Below are 16,045 nucleotides of genomic sequence, written 5' to 3' on the forward strand. Positions count from 1 at the left end.
TCGCGCGGTTCCCCGCGCCCCTAGGAGGGCAGGCTCGGCGGTGTCTTCGCCGGGGTGGTCTCGAGTGCCTCCAGGGCGAGGCGGATCGCCTCGTCCAGCTGGACGTCCCGCCCGGCGGCGTGGTCCTGCGGCCGCTGGACGACCTCGACGTCCGGGTCGACGCCGTGGTTCTCCACGCCCCACTCGTAGCCCTCCAGCCAGAAGGCGTACTTCGGCTGGGTGACGAGCGTGCCGTCGACGAGGCGGTAGCGGCTGTCGATGCCGATCACGCCGCCCCAGGTGCGGGTGCCGACCACCGGTCCCAGCCCGAGCGCCTTGATCGCCGCGTTGACGATGTCGCCGTCGGAGCCGGAGAACTCGTTGGCGACGGCGACCACGGGGCCGCGGGGCGCGTCGCGCGGGTAGCTCTCGGCGCGCATGCCGCGCGGCAGGTCCCAGCCGACGATGCGCCGCGCGAGCTTCTCGACGACCAGCTGGGAGGTGTGCCCGCCGCGGTTCTCCCGGACGTCGACGACCAGGCCCTCCCGGGCGACCTCGACGCGCAGGTCGCGGTGGATCTGGGCCCAGCCGGGCGCCTGCATGTCGGGGACGTGCAGGTAGCCGAGCCGGCCGCCGGACTTCTCGTGGACGTAGGCCCGCCGGTCGGCGACCCAGGCGTGGTAGCGCAGCGGCTCCTCGTCGGCGACGGGGACGACGACGGCGTGCCGCACCTCGCCGCCGCCGGACGGGGAGATCGTCAGCTCGACGGGTTTGCCGGCCGTGCCGACCAGGAGCGGGGCGGGGCCGGTCACCGGGTCGACGGGCTGTCCGGCCACGGCCACGATCGCGTCTCCGGGGCGCACCGCGACACCGGGCGCGGCGAGCGGGGAGCGGGCCTGCGGGTCGGAGGTCTCCGACGGCAGGATCCGGTCGACCCGCCAGGTGCCGTCCTCGTGGCGGGAGAGGTCGGCGCCGAGCAGACCCTGCCGGGCGCCGCTTCCGTGGCCGCCGCGCGGCATGACGTAGGCGTGCGAGGTGCCGAGCTCGCCCTGCACCTCCCACAGCAGGTCGACCAGGTCGTCGTGGGTGGCGACCCGGTCCAGCACCGGCCGGTAGCGCTCCAGGACACCGTCCCAGTCGACGCCGTTCATGTCGGGCCGCCAGAAGTGGTCCCGCATGACGCGGCCGGTCTCCTCGTACATCTGCCGCCACTCGGCCGCCGGGTCGCAGAACTGCCGTACGCGGGACAGGTCGACGGTGATGTTGGTGTCGCTGTCGTCGTCGCCGGAGGCGCGCCGGTCGCTGGGGACGACCTTCAGGCGGCCGTCGGTCCACAGCAGGACCCGTTTGCCGTCGCCGCTGACCTCGAAGTGGTCGGCGTCGGCGGCGAGGTGCTCGATGCGCTGCTGGGCGAGGTCGTAGCGCTCCAGCTCGGTCTTGGGGTCGGGGTCGTCCGGGGTGGCCCGGGAGTGGCCGAGGACGCCGGTGACCGGGTGGCGCAGCCACAGCACCCCGTCCTTGGCGGCGCGCAGGTTGGAGTAGCGGGCGGCCTCCACCGGGAAGGGCACGATGCGGTCGGCGAGCCCTTCGAGGTCGATGCGGGTGGTGGGGGTGCCCTCGCTGTCGGGGGTCTCCTCCCGGTCGGGCGTCTCGAAGGGGCGGCCGTGCCGCTGCGGCCCGAACGGCGACGGGGTCGTCGCGGCGAGCGTGATCAGGTGCGGGCGGGCGCCCTCGACGAAGGCCAGGTCGAAGACGTGCTCGTCGTAGACCGGGTCGAAGGAGCGGGTGGACAGGAACACCAGGTGTTTGCCGTCGAGGGTGAAGGCGGGGGCGTAGTCCTGGAAGCGCAGCGGGGTCGCCTCGGTGACCGACAGGTCGGTGGTGTGGGCGAGTTTGAGCTGGCTGAGCGGGCGCGGGCCGGGGTGGGACCAGGCGAGCCAGGCGGAGTCGGGCGAGAAGGTCAGCCCGGACACGTCGCCGTCCTCGCTGCGGTCGAGCTCCCGTACCTCGCCGGTCTCCCGTTCGACGAGCAGCAGGCGCCCGTCGTGCGAGGCGACCGCGGCGCGGCTGCCGTCGGGTGCCATGGCGAGCTCCAGGACGCGGCCGAGCCGCCCGGCGGCGATCCGGCGCGGGGTGGCGCCGGGGGCCGGGCCGGTGGCGGGCGCGAACTCCAGGGCGTCGTCGCCCTCGGCGTCGGTCACCCACACCACCCACTCCTCGCCGTCGGCGCGGAAGGTGCGCGGCAGCCGGGCCCGGACGCCGGGCTGCGCGGCGAGCGCGCGGGCCGGGCCCAAGCGGTGGGTGACCCAGTGGACCGCGCCGCGGACGCACACGGCGCTGCCGCGGGCGGTGTGGTCGGGGGAGGCCGAGCCGAACCAGCGGGCGGCGTTGACCGGGAACGGCCGGAGGTCGGCGCGCTGCCCGCCGAGCCGGACGTCAAGGCGCCGCGGCTCGGATCCGTCCAGGTCGTCCAGGAGCCACAGTTCGCCGGCCGAGGAGTACACGACCCGGGAGCCGTCGCTGGCGGCGTGCCGGGCGTAGAAACCGTCGAGGGGCGTGTGCCGCCGCAGGTCGGAGCCGTCGGCGAGGGAGGAGTACAGGGCGCCGGTGCCCTCGTGGTCGGAGAGGAACGCGATCCGGTCACCGACCCAGAAGGGATATTCGATGTTGCCGTCCAGGTCCTCGTGGAGCCGTACGAAGTCGCCCGCGCCCTCGCGGTCGATCCACAGCTTGCCCGCCGTGCCGCCCCGGTACCGCTTCCACCAGGCGGCCTCGCGGCCCATCGGCGCGGACAGCAGCACGGTGTGCTCCGGGCCGTGGGCGACGTCGCCGACCGGCCCGTACGGCAGGGTGGTGGCCGGTCCGCCGTCCAGCGGGACGGCGTGCGCCCAGGTGCGGCGCAGGCTCGCCTGGCCGTGGGTGGTGAGGGCGAGCACCTGCCCCTGCGGGGTCCAGCCGCGCACCTGGGTCTTCCAGCTTCCCCAGTGGGTGAGGCGTGTGGCGGGGCCGCCGTCGACGGGGGCGATGTACACCTCGGGGGCGCCGTCGCGGGTGGAGGTCCAGGCGACGGTGGTGCCGTCGGGTGAGATGCGCGGCTGGGTCACCGGGACGTTGTCGGCGCTGACCCGCCAGGCCCGCCCGCCGTCGAGGGGCGCGAGCCACACGTCGTCCTCGGCGGTGAAGGCGACCAACTCGCCGTGCACATGCGGGAACCGGAGATACGCAGGCGTTGCGGACTGTGTCACCCGATCACCCTATGCACGGGGCGCCCCGCCCGACAGGGGTTTGGATCAGTTCGCCGCGCAGGCTACTTGCCCTCCACCGGCCTGCACTTGGGGTACTGGTCGCACCAGACGGTCGTCGTGACGGTCACGGTGACGGTGGGCCCGGGCCGCCCGTAGGTGGGGCCGCCGCCGACCGGGGGCGGGCTGGTGGCGTCGCAGTCGCCGAGCCCCCTGACGTGGAACCACACCTTGCCGTCGACCTTGGCGGTGATGTCACCCTTGATGCACGCGCCGTCCACCGCGTGGGTGACCTCGCCGTCGACGGTGATGTCCTTGCCGTCGTTGGTCTCGCCCTGGCAGTCGACGGTGGCGACGGTGTCCCGGCTCGCCGACGGCGACGTGCCGCCCTTGTCCCCGTAGGAGGCGGTGCAGCTCAGCCACCGCACGCCCGCCTTCTGCCGGTTGAGTTCCTCGGTCACGGTCTCGTCGGTGGTGTACGCCACGGACGCCGAGCTCAGCGCGCCCGGCTCGCACGCCACGGCGCCGCCCACGGCGACGACCGCGAGCCCCGCCACGGCCGCCGCCCGCGTCCCACGCCGTCCCCACCGTCGATCCCGTCGACTGCTGATGCGCCTCAACGCCCCCATGGACGGCAGCCTGCCACTGACGCGCGCGGTGCGGTAGGGCGCATACGGTCAGCCGAACGCGCCGTGCGTCAGCCGCGCGGCAGCAGCCACTGCTGCAGTTCCACCAGGTTGCCCTCGGGGTCCTCCAGGTGGGCCACCCGCATGCGGTCGGTCAGGGGGGCCGGGCCGTGCAGGAGGGCGGCGCCCCGGGAGGTGATCTGCTCGCAGTAGCTGTCCAGGTCGTCGACGCGCAGGGCGATCAGGGAGCGGTGGCCGGTCGCCGGCCCGGCGAGTTCGTCCAGGACCCGGGCCATCATCGCCCGGTCCTGCAGGGCGATGCCCGCCGATCCGGCGGCGGGGCTGAACTTCTCGTACGGGCCGTCGGCCGCGCCCGACTGCGGCTCGAGGCCGAGCACGTCGGCGTAGAAGCGGTAGCAGGCCGGGAAGTCGGTGACGAGGAGCCGGACTTGGGCGAGTTCCACGGTTCCCCCGGGGGTCAGGACCAGCGGCCGGTGCGGCCGAGCAGCAGGGCGGCGGCCGCCGTACCGGCGGTCGACGTACGCAACACGGTACGACCGAGGACGTACGCCCGCGCACCCGCCTCCCGGAACACGTCCAACTCCTCCGGGGACACGCCCCCTTCGGGGCCCACGACCAGCACGATCTCGCCCTCGGAGGGGAGTTGGGCCGTCGCCAGCGGTGCGTCGCCGCTCTCGTGCAGGACGGCGGCGAAGTCGGCCCGCGCGAGCAGCGCGGCCACCTGCTTGGTGGTCGCCGCGTCCGCGACCTCGGGGAAGCGCACCCGGCGGGACTGCTTGCCCGCCTCCCGGGCCGTGGCGCGCCACTTGGCGAGGGACTTCAGCCCCCGGTCGCCGCGCCACTGCGTCACGCAGCGCGCCGCCTGCCACGGCACGATCGCGTCGACGCCGACCTCGGTCATCGTCTCGACGGCGAGTTCCCCCCGGTCGCCCTTGGGCAGCGCCTGGACGACGGTGATACGGGGCTGCTCCGGCGGCTCCTCGCTCCACGAGTCGAGCTGGACGATCAGCCGGTCCTTGCCCTCGGTGCCGAGCACCACGCAGTCCGCCCAGCGTCCGGCGCCGTCGGTGAGGATCACGTCCTCGCCGGGCCGCAGCCGTTTCACGGAGACGGCGTGCCGTCCCTCCGGGCCGTCGAGGACGTACCGCCCGCCGCCGCCCGCGCGGAAGTGCTCCACCACGAACACCGGTGCCGTCATCGGCCCGCACCTCCCGCCGGGAAGCCCGTCAACGCCGTCCGGGCGACGGCGAGTTCACCCGCCAGTACCTCCACCAGCTGTCCGGCGGGCATCTCCCGGGCCATCCGGTGGCCCTGCCCGGCCCACAGCGCCATGCCCTGCGCGTCACCGGCCTTGGCGGCGGCCTTGCGCAGCGGAACGGTCAGGTGGTGGATCTCCGGGTAGGCGGCGGGCGCGTACCGGCCGTGCTCGCGCAGGAAGCGGTTGACCAGGCCGCGGGCCGGGCGGCCGGAGAACGCGCGGGTCAGTTCCGTACGGACGAACAGGGGGTTGGTCAGCGCCTGCTTGTGCAGGGCGTGGGCGCCGGACTCGTGGGTGGCGAGGAACGCGGTGCCCAGCTGGGCCGCGCTCGCGCCCGCCGCGAGGACGGCGGCGATCTGGCCGCCGCGCATGATGCCCCCGGCGGCGATGATCGGCAGGCCCACCGCCTCACGGACCTGGGCGACCAGCGACAGCAGGCCGATCCCGGAGCCGTCCGTCTCGGGGATGTCCCGGTGGGTGCCCTGGTGGCCGCCCGCCTCGACGCCCTGCGCGATCACCGCGTCCGCGCCCGCGCGTTCCACGGCCCGGGCCTCCTCCGCGGTGGTGGCGGTGACCAGGACATAGGTGCCGACGCGGTGCAGGGAGTCGACCACCTCGCGGGCCGGTACGCCGAAATGGAAGGAGACCACCGGCACCGGGTTGTCGAGGAGGACGGCGAGCTTGGTGTCGTAGCCGTCGTCGCGGCCGCTTTCGGGGTCGCCGAGCTCGGTCTCGTACCAGGAGGCCTCGCCGGCCAGCTGGTGGGCGTAGACGTCGACGGCGGCGGGGTCGGCGCACTCCGGCTGCGGCAGGAACAGGTTCACACCGAAGGGCCTGCCGGTGAGGCTGCGCAGCTGCTTGATCTCCTGGTACATGCCGTCGGCGGTCTTGTACCCGGCGGCGAGGAAGCCGAGGCCGCCCGCCTCCGACACGGCGGCGGCGAGCCGCGGTACGGAGACGCCGCCCGCCATGGGGGCCTGCACGATCGGGTGGGGGAAGAGATCGGTCAGCGCGGAGGACATGACCGCATGGTGTCACGTCCTCCGGGCCTGCCCGAACCCGGCCCGGGCACTGGCATAGACCAGCAGCACGCCCGGGCCCGACGCCCCGGGAGCCCCGACGTCAGCGCCCGTTGAACGCGTCCTGGGGGGGCCGACCCCCGGACCCCCGGCCGGCCGCCCCGACGCTCACGTCCGTCCGTTGAACGCGTCCTTCAACCGCGAGAACAGCCCCTGCTGCCCGGGCTGGAACTGCCCCTGCGGGCGTTCCTCGCCGCGCAGCTTGGCCAGTTCGCGCAGGAGCCTCTCCTGCTCGGGGTCGAGCTTGGTCGGGGTGGTGACCTCGACGTGGACGATGAGGTCGCCGCGGCCGCCGCCGCGCAGGTGGGTGACGCCCCGGCCGTGCAGCGGGATCGACTGGCCGGACTGAGTGCCCGGGCGGATGTCGACCTCCTCCATGCCGTCCAGCGTCTCCAGCGGCACCTTTGTGCCGAGGGCCGCCGCCGTCATGGGAATCGTCACCGTGCAGTGCAGGTCGTCGCCGCGCCGCTGGAAGGTCGGGTGCGGCAGCTCGTGGATCTCGACGTACAGGTCACCGGCGGGACCGCCGCCGGGCCCGACCTCGCCCTCGCCGGCGAGCTGGATGCGGGTGCCGTTGTCGACACCGGCCGGGATCTTCACGGTGAGCGTACGGCGGGACCGTACCCGCCCGTCACCGGCGCACTCCGGGCACGGCGTGGGCACCACGGTGCCGAAGCCCTGGCACTGCGGGCAGGGCCGGGAGGTCATGACCTGGCCGAGGAAGGACCGCGTGACCTGGGACACCTCACCGCGCCCGCGGCACATGTCGCAGGTCTGGGCGGAGGTGCCGGGCGCGGCGCCCTCGCCGTTGCACGTGGTGCACACCACGGCCGTGTCGACCTGGAGGTCCTTCGTCGTGCCGAAGGCGGCCTCGTCGAGCTCGACCTCGATGCGGATCATCGCGTCCTGGCCGCGGCGGGTGCGCGAGCGCGGACCGCGCTGCGACGCCGTACCGAAGAACGCGTCCATGATGTCGGAGAAGTTCCCGAAGCCGCCGGCCCCGAAGCCGCCCGCGCCGGCGCCGCCGGACTGCGAGAGCGGGTCGCCGCCGAGGTCGTAGACCTGCTTCTTCTGCGGGTCCGACAGCACCTCGTAGGCGGCGTTGATCTCCTTGAACCGCTCCTGGGTCTTCGGATCGGGGTTGACGTCCGGGTGCAGCTCGCGCGCGAGCCGCCGGAAGGCCTTCTTGATCTCTTCCTGCGACGCGTCGCGGCGCACGCCGAGTACGGCGTAGTAGTCCGTGGCCACTACGACTCCGCCAGGATCTGTCCGACGTACCGTGCCACTGCGCGTACCGCTCCCATCGTTCCCGGGTAGTCCATGCGGGTCGGTCCGACCACGCCGAGCTTGGCGACTGCCTCGCCGCCCGAACCGTAGCCGACCGACACGACGGACGTGGAGTTGAGTCCTTCGTGGGCGTTCTCATGACCGATACGGACGGTCACGCCCGGATCCTTGGCCTCGCCGAGCAGCCTCAGGAGCACCACCTGCTCCTCCAGCGCCTCCAGCACCGGCCGGATCGTGAGGGGGAAGTCGTGCGCGAAGCGGGTCAGATTGGCGGTGCCGCCGATCATCAGCCGCTCCTCGTTCTCCTCGACGAGCGTCTCCAGCAGGGTGGAGAGCACCGTCGAGACCGTACCGCGGTCCTCGACCTCGAAGGCTTCCGGCAGGTCCTCCACCAGGCTCGGCACGTCCGTGAACCGCCGGCCCGCGACCCGGCTGTTGAGCCGCGCGCGCAGATCCGCCAGGGACGTCTCCCCGAAGGGCGCCGGGCAGTCGACCACGCGCTGCTCGACCCGCCCGGTGTCCGTGATCAGCACGAGCATCACGCGCGCGGGCGCCAGCGACAGCAGCTCCACGTGCCGCACCGTGGACCGGGTCAGCGACGGGTACTGCACCACGGCGACCTGCCGGGTCAGCTGCGCCAGCAGCCGCACGGTGCGGGCCACCACGTCGTCCAGGTCGACGGCGCCCTCGAGGAAGTTCTGGATGGCCCGGCGCTCCGGCGCTGACATGGGCTTGACGCCCGCGAGCTTGTCCACGAAGAGCCGGTAGCCCTTGTCGGTGGGGATGCGCCCGGCGCTGGTGTGCGGCTGGGCGATGTACCCCTCCTCCTCCAGGGCCGCCATGTCGTTGCGCACGGTGGCCGGGGAGACGCCGAGGTTGTGCCGCTCGGTGAGCGCCTTGGAGCCGACGGGCTCCTCGGTGCCCACGTAGTCCTGGACGATGGCGCGCAGCACCTGAAGCCTGCGTTCACTGAGCATCCGCGCACACCTCCAGCTGTCGTCGGCCCGGGTCCCGTCCCCCGGCCTGGCACTCGGCGCGTGTGAGTGCCAGACTTCCCCGGCCAGTGTACGGCGGTGGGGTACTCCCCGGGCAAGGTCGGTCCGGCGGCGCCGCCCCCGCGTCCCCTTCCCCGCTAGCGTCGCCGTATGACGGTGACTTGGGAAGAGCTGGGATGGGAGCGGGTCGCGGCCGGGGTGGGGCGGTGCCGGCTGCCGGTGTGGGACTGCACGGCGGGGCTCGTCGTCGGGGCGGACGCGGTATTGGTGATCGACGCGGGGTCGAGCCTGGCCGAGGGCGCCCGGGTGCGCGCGCGGGCGCAGCGGCTCGCCGGCCACCGTGTGACGCATCTCGCGCTGACCCACCCGCACTTCGACCACGTCCTGGGCTCGGGGGCGTTCGCGGGCGCGGAGGTGTTCGGGGCGGTGGGCGTGGACGGGGTGGTCACGCGCGCGCGTGACCGCGAGGAACTGCGCGCGGACGCGGTCCGGCACGGCCTGGACGCCCGCGCGGCCGAGGAGGCGGTCGACGCGCTGGCCGCGCCCCGCCACCTGGTGTCGGGCGAGCGGACCCTGGACCTGGGCGCGGGCCGCCAGGTGCTGCTGGCGAACGTGGGCCCGGGGCACACGGCCCACGACCTCGCCGTCCTGGTCCCCGGCGATCCGGAGGTGGTCTTCTGCGGTGACCTGGTCGAGGAGTCCGGCGAGCCCCAGGCGGGCCCGGACGCCGTGCCGTCCCACTGGCCGGCCGCCCTCGACCGCCTGCTGGACCTGGGCGGCGAGGAGGCGCTGTACGTGCCCGGGCACGGAGCGGTGGTGGACGCGGCGTTCGTCCGCGCGCAACGCGACGCGCTCGCCGCCCGTTTCGGCGTGTCTCCGTGACGACCCGCCCGCTTCTCCTATCGTCATCCGAATGCGCCAGTACTCTCCGGACCTGACCCCGCCGTGGAAGAAGCCGAAGCCGGTCCCCGAGGTCCCGGCCGAGCCGGGCCTGGTGGTGGAGGAGCCGGTCAGCGGTTTCTGCGGCGCGGTGATCCGCTGCGAGGCGGGCACGGTGACCCTGGAGGACCGCTTCGGCAAGCACCGGGTGTTCCCGCTCCAGCCGCGCGGTTTCCTGCTGGAGGGTCAGGCGGTGACGCTCGTCCGGCCCCCTTCCTCATCGGCCCCGGTACGTCCCACCCGTACGGCCTCCGGTTCGGTGGCCGTCCCCGGCGCACGCGCGCGCGTGGCCCGCGCCGGGCGGATCTACGTGGAGGGCCGGCACGACGCCGAGCTGGTGGAGAAGGTGTGGGGCGACGACCTGCGCATCGAGGGCGTGGTCGTGGAGTACCTGGAGGGCGTGGACGACCTGCCGTCCATCGTCGAGGAGTTCGGGCCGGGCCCGGACGCCCGGCTGGGCGTGCTGGTGGACCATCTGGTGCCGGGCTCCAAGGAGTGGCGCATCGCCGAGTCGGTGACGAGCGAGCACGCGCTGGTGGTGGGCCACCCGTTCATCGACATCTGGGAGGCGGTCAAGCCGTCGTCCCTGGGGATCGAGGCGTGGCCGCGGGTGCCGCGCGGGCAGGACTGGAAGACGGGGGTGTGCCGGGCGCTGGGGTGGCCGGAGAACACGGGGGCGGCGTGGCAGCGGATCCTGGGGCGGGTGCGGTCCTACAAGGACCTGGAGCCGGAGCTGCTGGGGCGGGTGGAGGAACTGATCGACTTTGTCACGGACAGCGGTGGGGCCTGACACCGATTCACCCACCCGAGTGATCAGTCCACCAGGTCCCGCACCACCGCGTCCGCCAGCAGCCGCCCCCGCAGTGTCAGCACGGCCCGCCCCTCCTCGTACGGCCCCGTCTGCAGCAGCCCCTGCGACAGCGCCCGCCGGGCAGCGGCCAGCCCCTGCTCCCTGAGCAGCTCCAGCGGCACCCCCTCCCGCAGCCGCAGCTCCAGCAGGATCCGCTCCATCCGGCGGTCCTCCTGTGACAGCACCTCGCGCCCGGCCCCGGGCGACCGCCCGGCCGCCAGCGCCGCCGCGTACGCGCCCGGGTGCTTCACGTTCCACCAGCGCACCCCTCCGACGTGGCTGTGGGCGCCCGGCCCGGCGCCCCACCAGTCGGCGCCCCGCCAGTACAGCTCGTTGTGCAGGCACCGGGCGCCGGGGGACGCGGCCCAGTTGGACACCTCGTACCACTCAAGGCCCGCCGCCGACAGCGTCTCCTCCGCGATGAGGTACCGGTCGGCGTGCACGTCGTCGTCGGTCATCGGCACCTCGCCCCGGCGGATCCGGCGGGCCAGCTGCGTGCCCTCCTCGACGATCAGGGCGTAGGCGGAGACGTGGTCGGGGCCGGCGCCCAGCGCCGCGTCCAGCGACGCCCGCCAGTCGTCGTCGGACTCCCCCGGGGTGCCGTAGATCAGGTCCAGGTTCACGTGGTCGAAGCCCGCCGCCCGGGCCTGAGCCACGCAGGCCTCCGGGCGCCCGGGCGTGTGCGTGCGGTCGAGCACCTTCAGGACGTGCTGCCGGGCGCTCTGCATGCCGAAGGAGATCCGGTTGAAGCCGCCCTCACGCAGCCGCGCCAGATACGCCGGGTCGACCGACTCCGGGTTGGCCTCCGTCGTGACCTCGGCGTCCGGTGCCAGGCCGAACTCGTCCCGGATCGCGCGCAGCATCCGTACCAGGTCGTCGGCGGCCAGCAGGGTCGGGGTGCCGCCCCCGACGAACACCGTACGGACAGGGCGCGGGTCGTCGCCCAGCACCTTGCGGGCCAGGCGGACCTCCTCGACGAGCGTCTCGGCGTAGTTGTCCCGGGAGGCCAGCACGCCGCCGGTGCCGCGCAGCTCGGTCGCGGTGTAGGTGTTGAAGTCGCAGTAGCCGCAGCGGGTCGCGCAGTACGGGACGTGCAGGTAGAAGCCGAGGGGGCGGTGGGCGGCCCCGGCCAGCGCCTGCGGGGGCAGCGCGCCGTCGGCGGGGACGGGCTCGCCGTCGGGGAGTGCGGAAGGCATGCCTTCCATTGTCCAGCACGCCGGGCCTCACTCGGCCTGGAGCACCAGCAGCGCCAGGTCGTCCGCCGGGGGCCGCGCCCCGAACTCGTGCACGAGTCGCTTGATCCGCTCGGCTATCAGCTCCGCGTCCAGCCCGGCGCAGCCCGCCAGCGCCGCCGCGAGCCCGTCCCCGTCGTCGAACTGGCGCGAGCCGCTGCGCCGCTCGGTCACCCCGTCGGTGACGCACAGCAGCGTGTCGCCGGGGCGCAGCTCGAAGGTCTCGCTGGTGTACGTCTCGTCCTCGATGACCCCGAGGAGGGTCTGCGGCTGCGCCACCGCGCGGACGCCGCCGTCGGGGCCGAGGAGCAGCGGCAGCGGGTGCCCGGCGGAGGCGAGGGTGCAGCGGACGCCGCCGTCGTGGGGGACGAGTTCGCCGTACAGGAGGGACAGGAAGCGGGTCTGGGGGCCGTCGCCGGGGACGGACGGGCGGGCCCCGGCGGCGACCAGGGCCCGGGCCGCGGCGTCGGCGGCCTCCGTGGCGTCGTCGAGCAGGAGCTGGTTGAGGCGGTCCAGGACGTCGGCGACCCGGTAGCCCTCGCGGGCCAGCAGCCGCAGCCAGGGCCGGGCCAGTCCGATGACCACGGCCGCCTCCGGTCCCTTGCCCTGGACGTCGCCGACCGCGAAGCACCAGCGGCCGTCGCCGGCCGGGAAGACGTCGTAGAAGTCGCCGCTCGGCCCGCCCTTGTCGCACGGCTCGTAGACCAGGGCGCTGCGCACCCCGGGGATCTCGGCGACGGCGCCGGGCAGCAGTCCGCGCTGCAGGACGGCGCTGATGGTGGCCTGCCGGGCGTACTGGCGGGCGGCGCCGATGGCGAGCGCCACCCGGCGGCCGAGGTCCTCGACCAGCCCGGTGATCTCGTCGGGGAAGCGGGCCGCGCCGGCCCGCCCGATGACCAGGGTGCCCAACGGCCGTCCGCCGGCCACCAGCCGGTACGCGAGCGCCGCGCCCGTCCCACCCAGGCAGCCTTCGGGCCAGGGGTAGGGCACGGGCCCGGACCCCACCGGGTCGGGCGGCCGGGGCGGGTCCTTCTCCAGGGCCGCGCGCAGTGCGTCGATACGGTTCTCGCTGCCGTGCCAGACGCGCGCCAGGCGCCCTGCGGCAAGGCCCGTGCCGTCGTCCCACCCCAGGCGGCCGGTGGCCTCGTCCTCCAGCCACACCGCGCACCAGTCGGCCAGCCGCGGCACGATCAGCTGCCCGGCCAGGGCGGCGACCAGGTCCTCGTCGAGCTGCCCGGCGAGCAGGTCGGAGGCCTCTGCGAGGAAGGACAGGGCGCCGCGGCCCAGCCAGTCCCGGCCGCCCTCGGTCTGCTGCGGCTCGGGGGCGAGGACCGCGGCGGCCCGCAGCTCGTGCTCCAGGGCGCGTTCCCCGGCGTACGCCTCGCTCTCCCGGCCGGCGGGTCGGCCCGTGGCGGGCAGCCGTGCCCACACCGTCTTGCTGCCGGTGCGGTAGGTGATGCCCCAGGCCTCCGACAGGGTGGCCACCAGCCGCAGGCCGCGTCCGTACTCGGGCGGCGGCTCGGACGGCGTCCCGGGCTCGCCGCCGCGCGGGGCGCGCGAGGGGTGCTGGTCGTGGACCTCGACCACGAGCGCTCCGGTGCTCGCCTCCAGCCGGCAGGTCAGCTCCACGGCGGTGCCGGCGTGCACGACCGCGTTGGTGACCAGTTCGCTGACGACGAGCAGGGCGTCGTCAGCGAGGCGGTCGGTGACGTGCTCGGTGCCGGGCAGGCCGAGGCCGGTCCACTCGGTGAGCGCGGCACGGACCAGGGCGCGGGCGGAGCCCGGCGCGAGCGAACTGCCGGGCAGGGTCGCGTGCGCCCGCGCGTGCGCTGGTGCGCCCGGCTCGCCCGCGGGCACGTGCGCTGGCCCGTCCGGCGCGTACGCAGGTACGACCGACGGCGCGCCGGGCTCGTACGCCGGTGCATGCGCCGCTGCGCCCGGCTCGTACGCGCGGGCTGCCACCTCCTCCTGCGCGGGCGAGGGCACCTCGCAGCCGTGCGCGGCCCCCCGGGGGCTGTCGGCCAGCACCCCGGAGACGGGCACGGGCACCCCCGAGACGTCCGAGGGCACCTCGGAGACCCCCGCAGGCACCCCGGAAACATCCGCAGGCACCTCGGAGGCACGGGACGTCGTCTCCCGTTGCGTCGGAATGGCCCCCATGGACAGCTCCCCGGGCAGCTCGTACGAATACGCCTCAGTCGATGCCGACAGGGTGACAGACTGGCCGCGCCCATAAGCGCCGAGTTACCGAAGTGGGCCGTCATGAGTGAGAACCATGCTGCGCATGTGGTCGAAGAAGGACTGAAAGACGGTCATATTCGAGCGGAGAACGGCCGCGAGGGATCGAGACACTGGAGCGGGGCCCCCGGCAGGCGCGAGGTGGAACGCCTGCGGGCCGAGGTCCGGGAGCTACGGCTGAGCGGTGGGCGCGGGCGTCCGCCGGAACCGGCAGCCGCCCGCCGGAGCCGGCAGCCGCCCGCGCGCGTGCACCGCCGTCACGCCTCGCGCGTCCCCTCGTACATCTCCTCGATCAGGTCCTTGTACTCCCGCTCCACAACCGGCCGCTTCAGCTTCAGGCTCGGCGTGATCTCCCCGTGCTCGACGTCGAGATCGCGGGGCAGCAACCGGAACTTCTTGATCGTCTGCCACCGCTGAAGCCCCTCGTTGAGCTTGCGGACATACCCGTCGACCATCTCCACCGTCTGCGGCGCGGCCACGATCTCCGCGTACGACTTCCCCTCGAGCCCGTTCTCCTGCGCCCACTGCGTGAGGGCGGCCTCGTCGAGCGCGATGAGCGCGGTGCAGTAGTTCCGGTCGGCGCCGTGCACCAGGATGTTGGACACGTACGGGCACACCGCCTTGAACTGCCCCTCGACCTCGGCGGGCGCGATGTACTTGCCGCCGGAGGTCTTGATGAGGTCCTTCTTGCGGTCGGTGATGCGCAGGTAGCCGTCGGGCGACAACTCGCCGATGTCACCGGTGTGGAACCAGCCGTCCGGTTCGAGGACCTCGGCGGTCTTGTCGGGCAGCTTGTGGTAGCCCTCCATGATGCCGGGGCCGCGCAGCAGGATCTCGCCGTCGTCGGCGATGCGCACCTCGGTGCCGGGCAGCGGCTTGCCGACCGTGCCGGTGCGGTAGGCCTCGCCGGGGTTGACGAAGGAGGCCGCCGAGGACTCGGTCAGGCCGTAGCCCTCCAGGATGTGGATGCCGGCGCCGGAGAAGAAGTAGCCGATCTCGGGCGCGAGGGCGGCCGAGCCGGAGACGCAGGCGCGCAGCCGCCCGCCGAACGCCTCGCGGATCTTGGCGTACACGAGCGCGTCGGCGATCTTGTGCTTGGCGGCCAGGCCGAAGGGTGCGGTGCGGTTGCCGGTGCGGCGGAAGTTGTCCTGCGTGACCTTGGCGTACTCGCGGGCCACCTCGGCCGCCCACTGGAAGATCTTGTACTTGGCGCCGCCGCCGGCCTTCGCCTTGGCCGCGACCCCGTTGTAGACCTTCTCGAAGATGCGCGGCACGGCGGCCATGTACGTCGGCTGCACCACCGGCAGGTTCTCGATGATCTTGTCGACCCGGCCGTCGACGGCGGTGACGTGCCCGACCTCGATCTGGCCGGAGGTGAGCACCTTGCCGAAGACGTGCGCGAGCGGCAGCCACAGGTACTGCACGTCCTCGCTGCTGATCAGCCCGGTCGCGGCGATCGCCTTGGCCATGTACGCCCAGTTGTCGTGCGGCAGGCGCACGCCCTTGGGGCGGCCGGTGGTGCCGGAGGTGTAGATGAGGGTGGCCAGCTGGTCCTTGGTGAGGGTGCCGACCCGCTCCCTGATCAGGTCGGGGTCCTTCTCCAGCCGGGCCGCGCCGCGCTTTTCCAGCTCGTCGAGGGTGAGGATCCAGTCGGCCGTCTCGACGCCCGCGGGGTCGATGACCACGACGTGGGTGAGGTCGGGCAGCTCGGCCCGCTTCTCCTTCGCCTTGGCCAGCTGCTCGGCGTTCTCCGCGATGAGCACCCGGCTCTCGGAGTCGGAGAGGATGTACGCGGACTCCTCGGCGTTGGTCTGCGGGTAGATCGTGGTGGTGGCCGCGCCCGCGCACATGATGCCGAGGTCGGCGAGGATCCACTCGATGCGGGTGGCGCAGGCCAGCGCGACGCGCTGCTCCGGCCGCACGCCCAGCTCGATGAGCCCGGCGGCGATCGCGTACACCCGCTCGGCGGCCTGCGCCCAGCTCAGCGACTTCCAGTCGTCGGGGCCCTGGCCCGAGGCCGGCGGAACGGGGTAGCGGTAGGCCTCGGCGTCCGGTGTGGCCGCCACGCGCTCCAGGAAGAGGGCCGCCACGGACGGCGGACGGTTCTCGATCAGTGCTTGTGTGTCGCTCACGACATCCTCCGGGCCCGCGACATGCGGCTGGCTCAGGTGCGGCTGGGTGTACTCACGCGCTTCTTGTTTAACTCGTGAGTAACTAACGAGCAGGGATCAGAGTAAAGGTCGACCGGCCCCTGCGTAAGACTCCGCACCCTGTCACTTCCTCCAGACAGCTACCCCGT

12 protein-coding genes are annotated in these 16,045 nt (G+C 73.8%); 2 read left to right on the plus strand and 10 right to left on the minus strand.

The window, feature by feature from the left end:
- Positions 1-20: 20 nt before the first annotated feature.
- The 7 genes from AB0K80_RS01605 to hrcA form a co-directional block, all read right to left on the minus strand.
- Entirely contained in the window at positions 21-3,224 is a 3,204-nt protein-coding gene (locus AB0K80_RS01605) for a PDZ domain-containing protein (RefSeq protein WP_365664689.1), read from the minus strand.
- A 62-nt stretch (positions 3,225-3,286) separates the two neighbouring features.
- A complete protein-coding gene (locus tag AB0K80_RS01610) occupies positions 3,287-3,778 on the minus strand; it encodes a hypothetical protein (RefSeq protein ID WP_365664691.1) in 492 nt (163 codons plus the stop codon).
- A gap of 140 nt (positions 3,779-3,918) precedes the next feature.
- Positions 3,919-4,311: a VOC family protein gene (locus AB0K80_RS01615; protein WP_365664693.1), complete on the minus strand. Its 393-nt coding sequence runs from the start codon at positions 4,309-4,311 to the stop codon at positions 3,919-3,921.
- A gap of 14 nt (positions 4,312-4,325) precedes the next feature.
- A complete protein-coding gene (locus AB0K80_RS01620) occupies positions 4,326-5,066 on the minus strand; it encodes a 16S rRNA (uracil(1498)-N(3))-methyltransferase (RefSeq protein WP_365664694.1) in 741 nt (246 codons plus the stop codon).
- A complete protein-coding gene (locus AB0K80_RS01625) occupies positions 5,063-6,148 on the minus strand; it encodes a nitronate monooxygenase (protein WP_365664696.1) in 1,086 nt (361 codons plus the stop codon). The genes AB0K80_RS01620 and AB0K80_RS01625 overlap by 4 nt, the downstream gene beginning before the upstream one ends.
- A 165-nt stretch (positions 6,149-6,313) precedes the next feature.
- Positions 6,314-7,453, minus strand: coding sequence for a molecular chaperone DnaJ (dnaJ, locus tag AB0K80_RS01630; RefSeq protein WP_365664698.1), 1,140 nt, complete (start codon positions 7,451-7,453; stop codon positions 6,314-6,316).
- Positions 7,453-8,469: a heat-inducible transcriptional repressor HrcA gene (gene hrcA, locus AB0K80_RS01635; protein WP_365664700.1), complete on the minus strand. Its 1,017-nt coding sequence runs from the start codon at positions 8,467-8,469 to the stop codon at positions 7,453-7,455. The genes dnaJ and hrcA overlap by 1 nt, the downstream gene beginning before the upstream one ends.
- Before the next feature lie 168 nt (positions 8,470-8,637).
- Here hrcA and AB0K80_RS01640 point away from each other — a divergent pair, with 168 nt between their 5' ends.
- Both AB0K80_RS01640 and AB0K80_RS01645 read left to right on the plus strand, forming a co-directional pair.
- Entirely contained in the window at positions 8,638-9,369 is a 732-nt protein-coding gene (locus AB0K80_RS01640) for an MBL fold metallo-hydrolase (protein ID WP_365664702.1), read from the plus strand.
- Positions 9,370-9,400: 31 nt separating this feature from the next.
- On the plus strand, positions 9,401-10,216 hold the full coding sequence (locus tag AB0K80_RS01645) for a DUF3097 domain-containing protein (protein ID WP_365664704.1): 816 nt from the start codon (positions 9,401-9,403) through the stop codon (positions 10,214-10,216).
- Positions 10,217-10,239: 23 nt separating this feature from the next.
- On the opposite strand, the gene hemW is transcribed toward AB0K80_RS01645, so the two are convergent.
- The 3 genes from hemW to AB0K80_RS01660 all read right to left on the minus strand — a co-directional run bounded on the left by hemW (position 10,240) and on the right by AB0K80_RS01660 (position 15,878).
- Positions 10,240-11,472 (minus strand): radical SAM family heme chaperone HemW, encoded by a 1,233-nt coding sequence (gene hemW, locus AB0K80_RS01650; protein ID WP_365664706.1) that lies wholly within the window; start codon positions 11,470-11,472, stop codon positions 10,240-10,242.
- A gap of 27 nt (positions 11,473-11,499) precedes the next feature.
- On the minus strand, positions 11,500-13,365 hold the full coding sequence (locus tag AB0K80_RS01655; protein WP_365664953.1) for a SpoIIE family protein phosphatase: 1,866 nt from the start codon (positions 13,363-13,365) through the stop codon (positions 11,500-11,502).
- A 638-nt stretch (positions 13,366-14,003) separates the two neighbouring features.
- Entirely contained in the window at positions 14,004-15,878 is a 1,875-nt protein-coding gene (locus AB0K80_RS01660) for a long-chain fatty acid--CoA ligase (protein ID WP_365664708.1), read from the minus strand.
- Between the last annotated feature and the right edge of the window lie 167 nt (positions 15,879-16,045).

The organism is Streptomyces sp. NPDC052682, from assembly GCF_040678435.1.
Taxonomy (GTDB): Bacteria; Actinomycetota; Actinomycetes; order Streptomycetales; family Streptomycetaceae; genus Streptomyces.

Bases quoted from the DNA above. Each gene is read 5' to 3' on its own strand.
- AB0K80_RS01620 (WP_365664694.1), bottom strand. From the start codon at position 5,066: ATGACGGCACCGGTGTTCGTGGTGGAGCACTTCCGCGCGGGCGGCGGC.
- AB0K80_RS01625 (WP_365664696.1), bottom strand. From the start codon at position 6,148: ATGTCCTCCGCGCTGACCGATCTCTTCCCCCACCCGATCGTGCAGGCC.
- hrcA (WP_365664700.1), bottom strand. From the start codon at position 8,469: ATGCTCAGTGAACGCAGGCTTCAGGTGCTGCGCGCCATCGTCCAGGAC.
- AB0K80_RS01640 (WP_365664702.1), top strand. From the start codon at position 8,638: ATGACGGTGACTTGGGAAGAGCTGGGATGGGAGCGGGTCGCGGCCGGG.
- AB0K80_RS01645 (WP_365664704.1), top strand. From the start codon at position 9,401: ATGCGCCAGTACTCTCCGGACCTGACCCCGCCGTGGAAGAAGCCGAAG.
- hemW (WP_365664706.1), bottom strand. From the start codon at position 11,472: ATGCCTTCCGCACTCCCCGACGGCGAGCCCGTCCCCGCCGACGGCGCG.